Origin of the sequence: Acinetobacter sp. PW68 (assembly GCF_020982655.1) — a bacterium.
Taxonomy (GTDB): domain Bacteria; phylum Pseudomonadota; class Gammaproteobacteria; order Pseudomonadales; family Moraxellaceae; genus Acinetobacter; species Acinetobacter towneri_A.
Genome location: NZ_JAHZSX010000001.1, coordinates 2,046,330 through 2,060,363 on the forward strand (window position 1 = coordinate 2,046,330; position 14,034 = coordinate 2,060,363).

The window sequence follows — 14,034 nt, forward strand, 5'->3', positions numbered from 1 at the left end:
TCCCCACTTGTTTTTAGGTGGGAACTAAATTAAGGCTTATAGGATCGCTTGGTAAGGCTGTGTTAGCCGGATGCTTACATATCAACGTCTAGATGAAGCATTTAACCAAATGAAAGGCGAAGATCATTTGGCTCAATTGTTAGTTGACCACCAGATTAATGACAACTGGTCAGCTCACTTAGGCTATACCTACAACTACGAAACTTATGATGCTAACCAGTTACGCATAACCAAATTAGATACTACCAATCACACCGTGACACGCCGTACCGATGCGACTTTAAATGCTCAGAGTGAAGATAGTAATGCTCAAGCCTACATCAATGGTTCAACCCATCTGTTTGGTTTAAAGCATGATATTCAACTTGGTTCAGACATCGAATACCGTAAATATTTCCGTCCAGATATGGTTCGTGGCAGCAGCTCAACATTAGATTATTTAAATCCAAGTTATGCAACTGTTGAAGCATCTCAAAATGTGGTCGCGTCAGATAGTGACCAAACCGATAAACTGCATACCTTTGGTTTTTATGTGCAAGATGCAATTCACTTAAATGAAAAATGGATTGCTGTACTGGGTGGACGTTACCTGAACTATCAACAGAATGCTGGTCGTGGCAGACCGTTTAAAGAGAACACCAACACTAACGATGATGCTTGGCTTCCACATGCAGGTTTAGTCTATAAATGGAATGATCAGCTTTCATTCTATGGCAGTTATACTGAGTCACTTAAACCGAACTCTACAATCGCTCCCTTGGGCAATGCGGTTATTGACTCTGATGTTCAACCTGAACAAGCCAAGTCTTATGAAGTTGGCGCGAAATATGAGTTAAATGACCGTATTAAAGCCAACTTTGCCCTCTATGATATTAAAAAGCGTAATGTCTTAGCTAAAGTGACGAACTCATCGACCAATGAAGTCGAATTGCATACGACAGGTGCAGTGCGTTCTAAAGGTGCGGAACTTGACCTGACAGGACGTGTAACCGATCAGCTTGATGCGACCCTGACCTATGCCTATACAGATGCGAAAGTAACTGAAGATGAAACTGGCCTTGAAGGCAATCGCCTAATGAATGTGGCAAAAAATACTGCATCTTTGGCACTAGCGTATGAGTATGGCGAACTTTACAACGGTAATTTACGTTTCGGTATAAGCGGTAACTATGTAGGCAAACGTGCTGGCGATTCGGAAAATACCTTTGACCTGCCTGATTATGCGCTTGCCAATGCCTTTGTCAGTTATGACACGACCATTGCTAAACAAGCGGTCACTTTCCAATTTAATTTAAATAATATCTTAGACAAAACCTACTACACAGCCAGTGTAAATAATTTAGCGGTGTCTCAAGGTGAATCTCGGCAAGCGGTATTACGGGCAACCTTTAAATTTAGGTAGTATTTCCCAAAAAATGCCAAGATTAAATGAAGTCCTGATTGATCTAAAAGAAGGTTAAGTCGAAAGGCTAACCTTCCTGAAAATAATTGAGTTTAAAAGGGCTTTGTTGCACGTACCTATTTGTAAAAGCTTTTTCAGCAATAATTTTCAGAAATAAAGTCACATTTTGAAGTGTATTATTTAATTAAAACCAGTATAAAACTTCTCAATCAACTGGCGTGCCTTGACCATCAACCGCGTGAAGACATTTACAGAAAGGTATTTTGAGCAAGTGAACCGTATGGAATAGACTTATCTGGCAGCATTTAAATCTGGGAATAAACACCTAGCTAAAATACAATGGTTTGCGCCCTAGCTTAGATTTTAATAGGCATAAGACGCTATTGCCGTTGCAATGGGTTTATCTTCATCATTCACCATCGTCATACGCATAGTGCAACCTTTACGCCCTAAACGTAAAGTTTCCGCACGGGCAATAAAATACTTGCCACGTCCCGGCGCTAAATAATCCACCCGCATATCTACTGTAGCCAAACGGGTGACTTTTTTTATGGTGTCGGGCAAATTATCAGGTTTACTACTTTTATATAACTCACCCATCGCCACAATACCACCCACACTATCCAAAATGGTTGCAGCAACGCCACCATGTAAAATTTGAAATGCCACATTGCCTATCATATACGGTCGCATCTCAATATATGCTTCAATTTGACCATCTACCACACGCATGCTCATGCCATTGTGTTGAAAAAATGGCGATTCATTAAATGCATTGACCAATTGTCTTAGCACGATATCAATATCGACTTTCGCGCCTAAATGTATATTCCCAGTCCAATTTTGCTCTGCATTATTCATAACGTGCCCAAAAGTCCAAATAACTCAATTTACCAACAATAAAAAAACTCAATGTATGCCCAAATGAAATTTAAGGGGCTACAATAGTTGTCTAGTTTAATACCGATCAGTGAGATTTTTATGACCTATACGTTCAATCGCCCTGCATTTCCTGCCACTCGTATGCGTCGTATCCGTAAAAATGATCAATTACGCGCCATGGTTCGCGAAACTCACTTAAGCACAGATCACTTGATTTATCCTGTATTTGTTTTACCAGGAAAAAATCAAACCCAAGTTATTCCAAGCATGCCGAACATTCAGCGTTTATCGGGAGACTTATTACTCAAAAAAGCCGAGCGTTTAATGCAGCTAGGTGTATCTAAACTGGCCTTATTTCCAGTCACGCCACAAGAAGATAAGAGCCTAAACGCAGAAGCTGCATGGCGTGAAGATGGCTTGGTGCAAAACACGCTACGTCTGCTGAAAAAAGAATTACCAGAAATGGTTCTGATTACCGATGGTGCACTCGACCCATACACCACGCATGGTCAAGATGGCATTATTGATGACACAGGCTATGTATTGAATGATGAAACCGTTGAATATCTAATTAAACAGGCATTAAGCCATGCCGAAGCGGGTGCAGATGTCGTTGCGCCAAGTGATATGATGGATGGTCGTATTGGGGCGATTCGTCAGGCGCTCGAAAGCAACGGACATATTTATACCTCTATCATGGCCTACTCTGCCAAATACGCCTCTAGCTTTTACGGTCCGTTCCGTGATGCCGTTGGTTCTTCGAGTAACCTAAAAGGCGGCAACAAATACAATTATCAAATGGATATTGGCAACCGTGCTGAAGCCCTGCATGAAATTGCACTGGATATTCAAGAAGGTGCAGACATGGTGATTGTAAAACCAGGCATGCCTTATTTAGACATTGTACGTGAAGTGAAAGATAACTTTGGTGTGCCCACCTTTGTTTATCAAGTGAGTGGTGAATACGCCATGCTTGCTGCAGCGATTCAAAATGGCTGGTTGTCGGACAGTGTGATTATTGAATCGCTAATGAGTTGCCGCCGTGCAGGTGCAGATGGTATTTGGACGTATTTTGCCGAAGAAGCTGCTCTCAAACTTAAAGATATGGCATAAAATAGGCGGCTTTCATGCACATCGCAATTATTGGTGCAGGCATCAGCGGTTTGTTGTCTGCACTCGAACTGGTAGAGCAAGGTTGCTCTATCAGTATTTTTGATCAACAACAGGCAGCTCAAGCCGCATCATGGGCAGGGAGTGGAATTCTTTCTCCCATGTATCCATGGCGTTATCCTCAAGCGGTCAATGACTTAGCTAAATTTGCCAAACCACAGTACCAAGCATGGAATGAAAAACTCAAACCTATCACAGGCATTAATTTTGAAATCCATGAAACAGGTATGCTGATTTTTGATGAAGATGATTTTGAAATTGGTTTAAATTATGCCGAGCGTCATCACGAAACCATGCAGCAAGCCGAATATCTGAATCGGAAACAGCTCGAACAAATTAACCCGCATATCCATCCCAAATTTCAACAAGCCCTGTATTTTTCACAGCTTGCCAATGTGCGCAATCCGCGCTTATTACAATCGCTCACGCAATATTTGAAACAACATCCGCGCGTGCGATTTTTTGAACACTGCCCAATTCAACAATTTCAGATCATTGAAAATCGTATTCAAGCCATTCAATCTGCCGATGGCCGTTTACATCAAGCAGATCATATCGTACTTACAACAGGCGCATGGTCACAACAGTGGGCGGCACAACTGGGTTTACAGATTCCTATACAGCCTGTGCAAGGGCAAATCGTATTGTTTAAAACCCCTGCACAATGGTTACCCAGCATGTGCATGAACAAGGTCATGTACTTGATTCCACGTCAAGATGGGCATGTGCTCTGCGGTTCAAGTATGCGTCATGTTGGTTTTGATACTTCCCCTGACCCACAAATTAAACAGGATATTTTAAGTGCCTGTTTTGAAATGGTGCCTGAATTGGCACAATTCCCCATTGTGAAACAATGGGCGGGTTTACGTCCAGGCTCGCCTACAGGTGTGCCCTATATCGGCAAAGTACCAAACTTGAATAATGTTTGGGTGAATTTCGGACACTTCCGTAATGGCCTATGTATGGGCACTGCTTCAGCGCAGTTATTAAGACAACTCATGCTTGGGCAAGAGACAATTGTGGATCCTGCTGCTTATGATCCAAAGCAATTACATTCAACTGCTATCAATGCATAATGTTCAGCATCATCCTCTATTTAAGTAGAGGATGATGCACCTAAACAAGCCGCTAGCGCCTGTTCAAGTTTTGGATATTGAAAACAATAACCCGCGTGCTCTAAGGCTTGGGGTTTGACATATTGCCCATTCAGCACCAATTGTGATTGCTCGCCCAATAGCCCACGTAAGACAAAAGCAGGTAACACAAAAAATGGACGACGTTTTAAAAGCCGAGCTGCAGTTTCGGCAAAATCCTGTTGACTGGTTTTTTCAGGTGCAACTACATTCAGAATTTTGGCGTCTACAGTTTGCGTCATTAACAAGTGAATGACTTGTAAAACATCTTGTATATGTACCCATGCCACAGGCTGCCGTCCATGCCCAATCCGCCCGACAGCATTTAAACGAATTGGTAACAACATTTGCGGTAAAATGCCGCCACCGCGTCCAAACACCACGCCCAAGCGCATAATTTTGGTTTTTTGCTGACTGAAGCTTAATGCAGCCTGTTCCCATTGTTGGCACAACTGTGACATAAAAATATCTTGTGCCGCACTGTGCTCGGTACATACTGCTGACCATTGTTCCTGCGGATCAATTCCGTAATACCCTACAGCCGAACCTGAAATAATACACTTTGGAAAAATACGGCGCTTTTCAAGATATTGATATAAGTGCACTGTGGTCTGAACCCGACTATCGAGCAATTTTTGTTTACGTGCCGCAGTCCATCTGCCCTGCCCAATACTTTCTCCCGCCATATTAATCACATAATCAATTTTGTCGGTGTCGAGTTCATCCAACTGCTGAATCCAGCGCAATTGAGGATGTTTGGATACTCGATTAGGCTGTCGGGTTAACCCCACCACCCGATAATCCTGTTGCAATAAAAATGGCAACAATTGTGAACCAATAAAACCACTTGCCCCTGTTACCAGCACCAAAGGTTTATGCATTGTCCAATCTCAGCATGATGAAAAATATAGTTTTAGCTATACGTGATTTAGACTAAATGTTCAAGTCTAAGCAAATCATCATCACATAACTGATCATGTATTTGAATAAAATCAGTGACTAATAACTATTTTTGCAAGCCAAACATTTTCACTGCCATACGCTGTGCTTGTTTGCCATAAAACCAATAAGTCAGCAAATACAGTGGAATTGCAATCAATAAAAACATGATCACCACCACGCTTATAAATTGTGGCTGTTGTAAATATTGTAAAAAATCTTGCCAAATGCTTGGGTTTTGGCGAGAGAATATGACCAAACCTAATAATAAAAATGCCAAGTTATAGCCCCAGAAAATCAGGCTAAATCCCAAAGTAAATGTCTTGCGTTCCTTGTCATTCGGTGCGCGGCGTTGTTGTTTTAAAAACTTATACAGCACTAAAATCATGGCAACCAAATAAGGCACTGCAGTTAAAATCCCGCCTACACCCGCAGGTAACAATGCAGCCAATACGCCACAAATACAGGTCATCACAAAGCAATACAAGAAAAACCAGAGAAAATAACGGCTTAGCGATACCATGAAAATGACTCAGACAAAAGATTCAGCCTAGTATAAAAAAAATTGGTTTTTTTTTCATGAAATTGTCAACCGAATACAAAAGCCTGACGTTATATAGGCTACAAGGTCACAACAACCGTTAATGTGTATGGCATCCACAATATTTTCGGTGACCTACTAAAGCAATAAATCGCATACAGTCATGCTTTGAACAGCAGCCCAAGCTTTACTGTATCGCAAGTTTTTCTTTGACCGACGATTTCATCATCACTCGAATCGTCGGTCTTTATTTTTTAAGACCTTTTTATCTCGCTTATTTAGCATCAGACTTTGACTATTCCTATTTTTCTATACAGATCGCGACAGATTTTATTTTCTCTTCTCTTTAAAATTTCTGCGACCTAAATTGTCGCTTTAAAAGCAGAAAACTGGTTTTTTGCCGCAGTGTTGCGCTCAGTTATGTTAAGTTATCTCATAATTCAACATCAAGATTGGAACACGCATGGCTGTTCATTTTTTACATACGTCTGATTGGCATTTGGGACAATTTTTCCATCACCATGAACGTGAATATGAACATACTGAATTTTTGAATTGGCTCTTAACTCAAATTAAAAGCAAACAGCCAAATGCGCTGCTCATTGCAGGCGATATTTTTGATGTAGTAAATCCTGCTTCGAGCGCTCAAAAACAACTCTACCAATTCCTTACCGATGCGCATGCGCTTGCGCCACACATGCAAACCTTAATGATTGCTGGTAATCATGACTCTGGCTATCGCATTGAGCAAGTTGAACCCTTTTTAGATCGCTTCAACGCCAAAGCCGTGGGCGTGATTGGCAAAACAGCTGAGCAAAAATTAGATTTAGATAAACTCTTAGTGCCTATTTATGATGCTGCGCAAAATATTGTGGCCTGGTGTCTGACCCTGCCCTATTTACGCAGTGCAGAAATTACAGGTTTAAATGAACATAGCAGTGACAATCAATCTGCAGTTGCTTATTTGCATCAACAACTCATTGCAGAAGCCAAAGCCCGTAAACAGCCCGATCAAGCCTTAATTTTAATGTCACATGCGCACATGCAAGGCGGCGAAACTTCTGACTCAGAACGCCCCATTGTAGTGGGGAATGAAGAAGCCTTATCGACTGCAGTGTTTGATGAGGTGATTGACTATGTCGCACTTGGACACTTACACAAACCGCAACAGGTGGGAAAGCCGCATATCCGTTATAGCGGTTCACCCATTCCCTTATCATTTAGCGAGCTGAATTATAAACACCAAGTTCTTGAGGTCAGAATTGACCCGTTGCAGGCAGATGCACAGCGTTTCCAATATGAAAGCTTGCTTATTCCACGCACGGTAGAGCTGCTTCGGATTCGCTGCGAACTTTCTGAATTAATCACAGAACTTCATCAATTGCCAAAAGATGAAATTGCAGAAGTCTGCGCACGGCATTTTTTAGAAATTGAATATATCAGCGATGCGCCGCCACCCATTGATTTACGTCAACAAATTGAACAAGCACTACCTGCCAACCGCTATCGTTTACTGCGTATTGCACGACGCTTTCAAAATAGTGAAAACTCGAACTTGCAACAATCAAAAATTGATTTAGAACCGCCAACGCCTGAAAAATTATTTTTAGATTTATGGGAAAAAATGGGTTATCAACCAGACCCAGAAGTGAGCCAAGATTTTTTACAGCTTTTGGCCGAAGCCCAACACGAACTTGATCAGAATAAAGCTTAAGGATTTGCCATGAAAATTTTACGTCTAAGTTTAAATAATTTGGCATCTTTGGCAGGCACCCATGTCATCAATTTTGAAGAAGAGCCACTGGCACAGGCAGGTTTAATTGCAATTACGGGCAAAACGGGTGCAGGTAAATCAACCTTGCTCGATGCCATGTGTTTGGCACTTTATGATGAAATTCCACGTTTAAGAGGTGCTACAGGCAGTCTGACCGATACCGCAGGCAAAGAAATTTCCTTAAAAGACTCTAAGCATATTTTACGTCGTGGTACGACTTCTGGCTTTGCAGAACTTGAATTTATCGCGCTCGATCAAAAACGCTATTCGGCACGTTGGCAAATTCGCCGTGCACATAATAAAGTGGATGGAAACTTAAAAGTTGAACGTGCCATTACCTGTCTAGATGAGCAACGGGTTTTAAATCAAAAAATTTCAGAAGCCACGCCGATTGTAGAACAACTGATTGGCCTTAGTTTTGAACAATTCACACGCGCAGTATTATTGGCACAATCGGAAGTCGGGGCATTTCTAAAAGCCAAAGACCATGAACGGGCAGATTTGCTTGAATATTTAACCAATTCGCAAATTTTTACCGAAGTCAGTAAACGTGCAGCCGTTAAATTTAGTGAAATTAAACAAAAAAGGACAGATCTTGAAAATGTCATGGGGCATGTGGTGCTCCTCAGCGAGGAAACACTGAAAGGTTTAGAAGCCCAAAAACATGAGCTGAGTCAGCAGTTAGCTTTGTTGACCCAAACCGAAAAACTGTATGAAAATGATGTGAAATGGCACAAAGATTGCCATGAACTCTATGCCAGCACCCAAGCTAAAAAAGAAATATACGATGTTCAAGTCGATGCTGATCTTAAGCTCGCTTCGCAAAAACAATTGCTCAAACATTTAGATAAATTTCAAACCATCCGAGAGCAATTTGTCTTACGTCAGCAAGCGGACAACGAGCTAAAAAACCTAAATGAGCAGCTTTTGAAATTTGAACCAAACTTGCAACAAGCAGAACTCGCACAACAGCAAGCGAAGAGTCAGCAACAGCAAGCGGAGAAAGAACTTGAGGCATGGCAGCAGCATGTTGAACAATTGAAACCACAACTTGAAATTGCGGCACAGTTACAACATGAAATTTCTAGCAAACTTCAACAATATACCGCTTTGGATGCTGCACAAAAATTATTTGCAGAGCAGCAAATTCAGCCTGTGCAAAATAATTTGAAGCAACTGACGACTCAACTTGCAACCGAGCAACAACAACAGCAACATTTACAACAGCAATTCAAACAGACTGCGGCATGGGCAAATTTTGATGATAATTTAGCCCTTACGTTGCAACGTCTGCAAGATTATTTGCAGCTTGAACAGCAGCTACGTCAGCAAAACCCTACGCTATTCCAATCTGCATTAGATGCTTTAATTGAGCAACAACAACATATACAACAACAACTTTTAGTTTGGGAAAAACAATATCAACACCCTGAACAACTTGAGCAACAACTCACGGCAGAGCAACAGCAATTACAACATGCTTTAAAGAGTATGCATGTTTTAGAGCGCATGCAACAAGCACTTGAACAATGGCAACAACAGATCACCTTATTTGAGCAGTTACAACTGCGTCAGCAAGAAACTTTAAGCTTGCAACAGCAGACACAGACTCAAATTCAAACCCAACAGCAGCAAGTGCAAATTGCTGAACAAGCCTTGCAACAATTACAGCAGATTTTTGAACAACAGCGTTTATTGCAGCATCAAAGTGTGCAGGATTTACGCGCCCAATTAAAACCGAATGAAGCTTGTATGGTGTGTGGCAGCCTTGAACATCCGTTTATTCAGCATGAAAACTTACTCAGTGATGCTTTAAACCAATTGCAGGATCAGCAATTGCAGCAAGCCAAAACTGAATTTGAGCATGCTCAAAAACAGTTACAGCAATTGGAGCGTGATTGCAGTCAATACAATGCAATTTATCAGCAACAACAACAACGTAAACTGGAGCTGCAACAGCAACTTGAGCAGCAGCAGACATTGGTACAACAGCTTACAGCATCCTTATCATTAGATGTGGATGCGGCGCTGCCTGTTGCAAAGCAAATTGAAAGCGTACAGCAACATTGGGCAACAACACATCAATCCACTCAACACTTGCAGCAGAGTATTCAACAAGCAAACGATACCCTGAAACAATGGCGCAATGCTGCACAGCAGGCAGAACAACTCAAATATGCTATTCAACAACGCCAAGACCTCTCTCAGCGTTTACAGCCTATTTTGTCACTTTTGGATACGGAGCAAAGAAACGCTTGGCTCAATCAACCAATTGAGTACTATCAACATGCCTTGCAACTGTTAGAACAACGTCACCACTTACAGCAGCAGCAAGTTCAACTGAGCAAAACGATTGAACAACTGACTCAACAACAGCAGCAAGTGCAAGAAAAGTTGCTATTTTTACAACAGCAACATGCAGAGAAAACCCTACAACTGCAGCAGATTAAAACTGCAGGAAGTGAGCTGCGTGATCAAATTAAGCAGCTTACAAGAACTCATGCGGGATGTGAATATCAGACCTATCAAGAATGGCAGCAGGCTTTAGATCAGCAACAACAGCAACTAAGTCTTGCACTTAGCACACAACGAACTGCACTCAACCAAGCAGAACAGGTGTTAAAAGACTTACAACTACAAAAACATGGTTTGGACAGTAAAATTCAACAGCGCATGCAGCAACACACTGAATGTCAGCATCACATTGCAACTTGGCAAGCGACACACACGCACTTTCAAGCCAGCATCATTGATAAATGTTTACAAATTTCTTATGCTGAACATCAGCAAATACGCAAGATGCTACAGCAACAGCAAAACACTCTAGAAAGTGCTAAAACAGCTTGGCAAACGTTAGAAGAGCAATATCAAAAGCACTTAAAACAACAGCCGCAATTAAGTTTTGACGAAGTCACTACTCAACTTTCTGCACTGCAAACAGACAAAGTCAAACAACAGCAAGACTATAATGACATTGAGGCGCAACTACGCCTGAATCGCACCAATCAGGGGATTTTTGCAGCCTACCAGACTCAAATTGAAAGTATCAAAGCTGAAGAATATCGTTGGGGACGTATTTACGATTTAATTGGGCATAAAGAAGGGACAAAATTTAAGAAAATTGCCCAAGAACATCACTTGGATATTTTGGTGGAATACGCCAATCAGCAATTACTACCACTCAGTTCGCGTTATCAATTGCATCGTATTCCTGACAGTTTGGGTTTGGCGATTATTGATTTAGACATGAACAGTGAAATTCGCCCTGTCCTGTCTTTATCTGGTGGGGAAACCTTTTTAGTTTCTTTGGCTTTGGCACTGGCAATTGCCAATATGGCATCTGGTTCAATGAAACTGGAATCACTATTTATTGATGAAGGCTTTGGCACACTCGACCCGACTTCCTTGCATATGGTGATGAATGCCTTAGACCATCTGCAAAGTCAGGGACGTAAAGTAGTGTTGATTTCGCATATTCAGGAAATGCACGAACGAATTCCTGTGCAAATTCAAGTCAAACCTGTGGGTGCAGGAGCAAGTGAAGTCAATGTGATGGGTTAAAAGCCAATACTGCCTAAAATCTGAAGATTATTTGTCGATTGAAGAATTATTGAGATGACCGTGAGATTTCAGATTTTAGGCTTCCCTGAAGTTATATTGGGTTGATTTTAAAATCACCCACACTTTAAGTACTTAATTTTATGGATATAAAAACGATTATTCTCTTTGCTGTATTGCCCTGTTTAAGTATTATTTTTCTCACATGGTTAATACGTTTCCCTAAACCTTGGGTTTTTAAAGCGGTTTTAATTTTTGAAATCATCCTCACCGTCTGCACTTTAGTCATTGAGTTGGATGCAAGAAAAACACCAGGAAATAGCGGTTGGATCATCATTTTCACAGGCTTCTTTCAGTTCTGTTTTTTGTTATTTTTACTAATAGCACGTATTCGAATCTGGATAGAGAATAAATCTTGAATGTCTATTTCACCTATTTACTGGACGGAAGTGGCGCTTTCTAAAAATCGTGAAGGTTATTAAAAATAATCTAAACAAGCCAAAACTTTGACAGCTTTACGACACAAAACTAAAAAAGCCTCGACATCCTATCGAGGCTTTCTAGATTCAGTTTTTGGTATAACTCCTGTCGTACCAAGCACTTCCGTGTTGTTCTATTTCTTATTCTTCTTATTTAGGAAACTCCCTGTTTCCCGATAAGTTCATATTAAGAAAATCCACCCTTCAGCACTAGCCGCAAAATTCCGCATTTCATGTCAGCCAAAACGTACAAGATAATGTTTGCAAAATCTTGGCAGATTCTTTGTTCATCTAGCAATTAAGCCTTGGAATAGTCACGTGCACCAAACAATGCTGTACCAATCCGTACCATAGTTGAACCTGCTGCAATTGCTGCATTTAAATCGCCCGACATCCCCATACTCAAAGTATCCCAATCTTCAGGTTGTGCATGTTGTGCTTTCACTGCATCAAACAATTGTTTGGCATCCTGAAAAGCTTGCGGGTGATTGGGCGCAGGAATCACCATCAAACCGCGTAGTTTTAAATGCGGTAATTGGCTGATCTGTCGGACTAATTCTGCAACTTCGCTCGGCTGACAACCATCCTTCGTGTCTTGCGCATCAATATTTACTTGTAAACAAATATTCAGGGGCACTTGTTGAGCATCGCGCTGATTCGATAAACGCTCGGCAATAATCAAACGATCTACCCCATTCACCCATGCAAATTTTTCTGCCAAATGTTTGGTTTTATTGCGCTGCACATGCCCAATAAAGTGCCATTCAATTTCTAAATCACTCAGGGCCTGCATTTTATCCAAAGCTTCTTGCAAATAATTTTCGCCAAAAGCGCGCTGCCCTGTCGCATACATTTCACGCAAGGCTTCACTCGGATGAGTCTTAGACACTGCCAACAATTGCACCGTATTTGGCTCGCGCTGTGCCAACTGGCATGCCTGTTGAATTTGTTGCAAAACCTGAGTGCGCATAAGCTGCAGATTATTCATTGATGCATTTCTCATTTCATTCATCTTTTTTTACCTTGTCCAGCAACTAACAGTTGGTTAAGCTGATGGAAAGCCGTATTATTCTATCAAAATAATTAAGATTTAATTGATCTCGGGGACTTTCATGGATATTACAGAATTATTGGCGTTCTCCGCTAAAAACGGCGCTTCGGATTTACACTTATCTGCGGGCATGCCACCACTGATTCGTGTGGATGGTGAAGTTCGTCGAATTAACTTACCAGCATTAGAACATAAAGAAGTACACAAATTAGTGTACGACATTATGAATGATAAACAACGTCGTGATTATGAAGAAAATCTAGAAACGGACTTTTCTTTTGAAGTCCCAGGCGTGGCTCGTTTCCGTGTGAACGCATTTAACCAAAACCGTGGTGCAGGTGCAGTATTCCGTACCATTCCTTCTAAAGTTTTGACCCTTGAAGATTTAGGCATGGGACAAATCTTTAAAGATATTTGTGAATATCCACGTGGTTTGGTATTGGTGACAGGCCCAACGGGTTCAGGTAAATCAACCACACTTGCCGCGATGATTGACTTTATTAATGACAATCGCTACGACCATATTCTGACCGTCGAAGACCCAATCGAATTTGTACACCAATCTAAAAAATGTTTGGTTAACCAACGTGAAGTACACCGTGATACGCATGGCTTTAACGAAGCATTACGTTCAGCACTGCGTGAAGACCCTGACATTATTCTAGTGGGTGAGATGCGTGATTTAGAAACCATTCGTTTAGCACTGACTGCTGCCGAAACGGGTCACTTGGTATTTGGGACGCTACACACCACCTCTGCAGCAAAAACCATTGACCGTGTAATTGACGTATTCCCTGCCGAAGAAAAAGACATGGTACGCGCCATGTTATCTGAATCTTTACAAGCCGTCATTTCACAATCCCTGCTCAAGAAAAATGGCGGTGGCCGTGTAGCAGCGCATGAAATCATGATTGGTATTCCTGCGGTGCGAAACTTGATTCGTGAAAATAAAGTAGCTCAAATGTACTCGGCAATTCAGACAGGTGCCAACTACGGTATGACTACCCTCGACCAGAGTTTGAAGAACTTGGTATCGCGCGGTGTGATTAGCCCACAAACGGCTCGAACGGTTGCAAAACAACCTGAATCATTCTTATAAGTTTAA

At 41.4% G+C, this 14,034-nt stretch carries 9 protein-coding genes and 1 pseudogene; 6 read left to right on the plus strand and 4 right to left on the minus strand.

The window, feature by feature from the left end; translation table 11 throughout:
* Window positions 1–79: 79 nt before the first annotated feature.
* Window positions 80–1,402 (plus strand): annotated as a pseudogene (locus K1T76_RS09755) (TonB-dependent siderophore receptor); the annotation flags it as partial.
* Between the two features lie 363 nt (window positions 1,403–1,765).
* On the opposite strand, the gene K1T76_RS09760 reads toward K1T76_RS09755, so the two are convergent.
* On the minus strand, window positions 1,766–2,263 hold the full coding sequence (locus K1T76_RS09760) for a thioesterase family protein (protein WP_019838301.1): 498 nt from the start codon (window positions 2,261–2,263) through the stop codon (window positions 1,766–1,768).
* A 120-nt stretch (window positions 2,264–2,383) separates the two neighbouring features.
* On the opposite strand from K1T76_RS09760, the gene hemB reads away from it, so the two are divergent.
* Window positions 2,384–3,397, plus strand: a complete 1,014-nt coding sequence (gene hemB / locus K1T76_RS09765; RefSeq protein WP_230245231.1) for a porphobilinogen synthase — start codon at window positions 2,384–2,386, stop codon at window positions 3,395–3,397.
* A gap of 14 nt (window positions 3,398–3,411) precedes the next feature.
* Window positions 3,412–4,530, plus strand: coding sequence for an NAD(P)/FAD-dependent oxidoreductase (locus K1T76_RS09770; protein WP_070154268.1), 1,119 nt, complete (start codon window positions 3,412–3,414; stop codon window positions 4,528–4,530).
* A gap of 20 nt (window positions 4,531–4,550) precedes the next feature.
* Here K1T76_RS09770 and K1T76_RS09775 read toward each other — a convergent pair whose 3' ends face one another.
* Together K1T76_RS09775 and K1T76_RS09780 are read right to left on the minus strand one after the other, a co-directional pair.
* A complete protein-coding gene (locus K1T76_RS09775; RefSeq protein ID WP_230245232.1) occupies window positions 4,551–5,468 on the minus strand; it encodes a TIGR01777 family oxidoreductase in 918 nt (305 codons plus the stop codon).
* A gap of 125 nt (window positions 5,469–5,593) precedes the next feature.
* Entirely contained in the window at window positions 5,594–6,049 is a 456-nt protein-coding gene (locus K1T76_RS09780) for an ABZJ_00895 family protein (protein WP_070154271.1), read from the minus strand.
* Window positions 6,050–6,530: 481 nt separating this feature from the next.
* Here K1T76_RS09780 and K1T76_RS09785 point away from each other — a divergent pair, with 481 nt between their 5' ends.
* Window positions 6,531–7,781 (plus strand): exonuclease SbcCD subunit D, encoded by a 1,251-nt coding sequence (locus K1T76_RS09785; RefSeq protein WP_019838296.1) that lies wholly within the window; start codon window positions 6,531–6,533, stop codon window positions 7,779–7,781.
* 9 nt (window positions 7,782–7,790) lie between these two features.
* Window positions 7,791–11,402, plus strand: coding sequence for an AAA family ATPase (locus tag K1T76_RS09790; RefSeq protein ID WP_230245233.1), 3,612 nt, complete (start codon window positions 7,791–7,793; stop codon window positions 11,400–11,402).
* 774 nt (window positions 11,403–12,176) lie between these two features.
* On the opposite strand, the gene K1T76_RS09795 is transcribed toward K1T76_RS09790, so the two are convergent.
* Window positions 12,177–12,866: a YggS family pyridoxal phosphate-dependent enzyme gene (locus K1T76_RS09795; RefSeq protein WP_019838293.1), complete on the minus strand. Its 690-nt coding sequence runs from the start codon at window positions 12,864–12,866 to the stop codon at window positions 12,177–12,179.
* A gap of 124 nt (window positions 12,867–12,990) precedes the next feature.
* On the opposite strand from K1T76_RS09795, the gene K1T76_RS09800 reads away from it, so the two are divergent.
* A complete protein-coding gene (locus K1T76_RS09800; protein ID WP_019838292.1) occupies window positions 12,991–14,028 on the plus strand; it encodes a type IV pilus twitching motility protein PilT in 1,038 nt (345 codons plus the stop codon).
* Window positions 14,029–14,034: the final 6 nt, after the last annotated feature.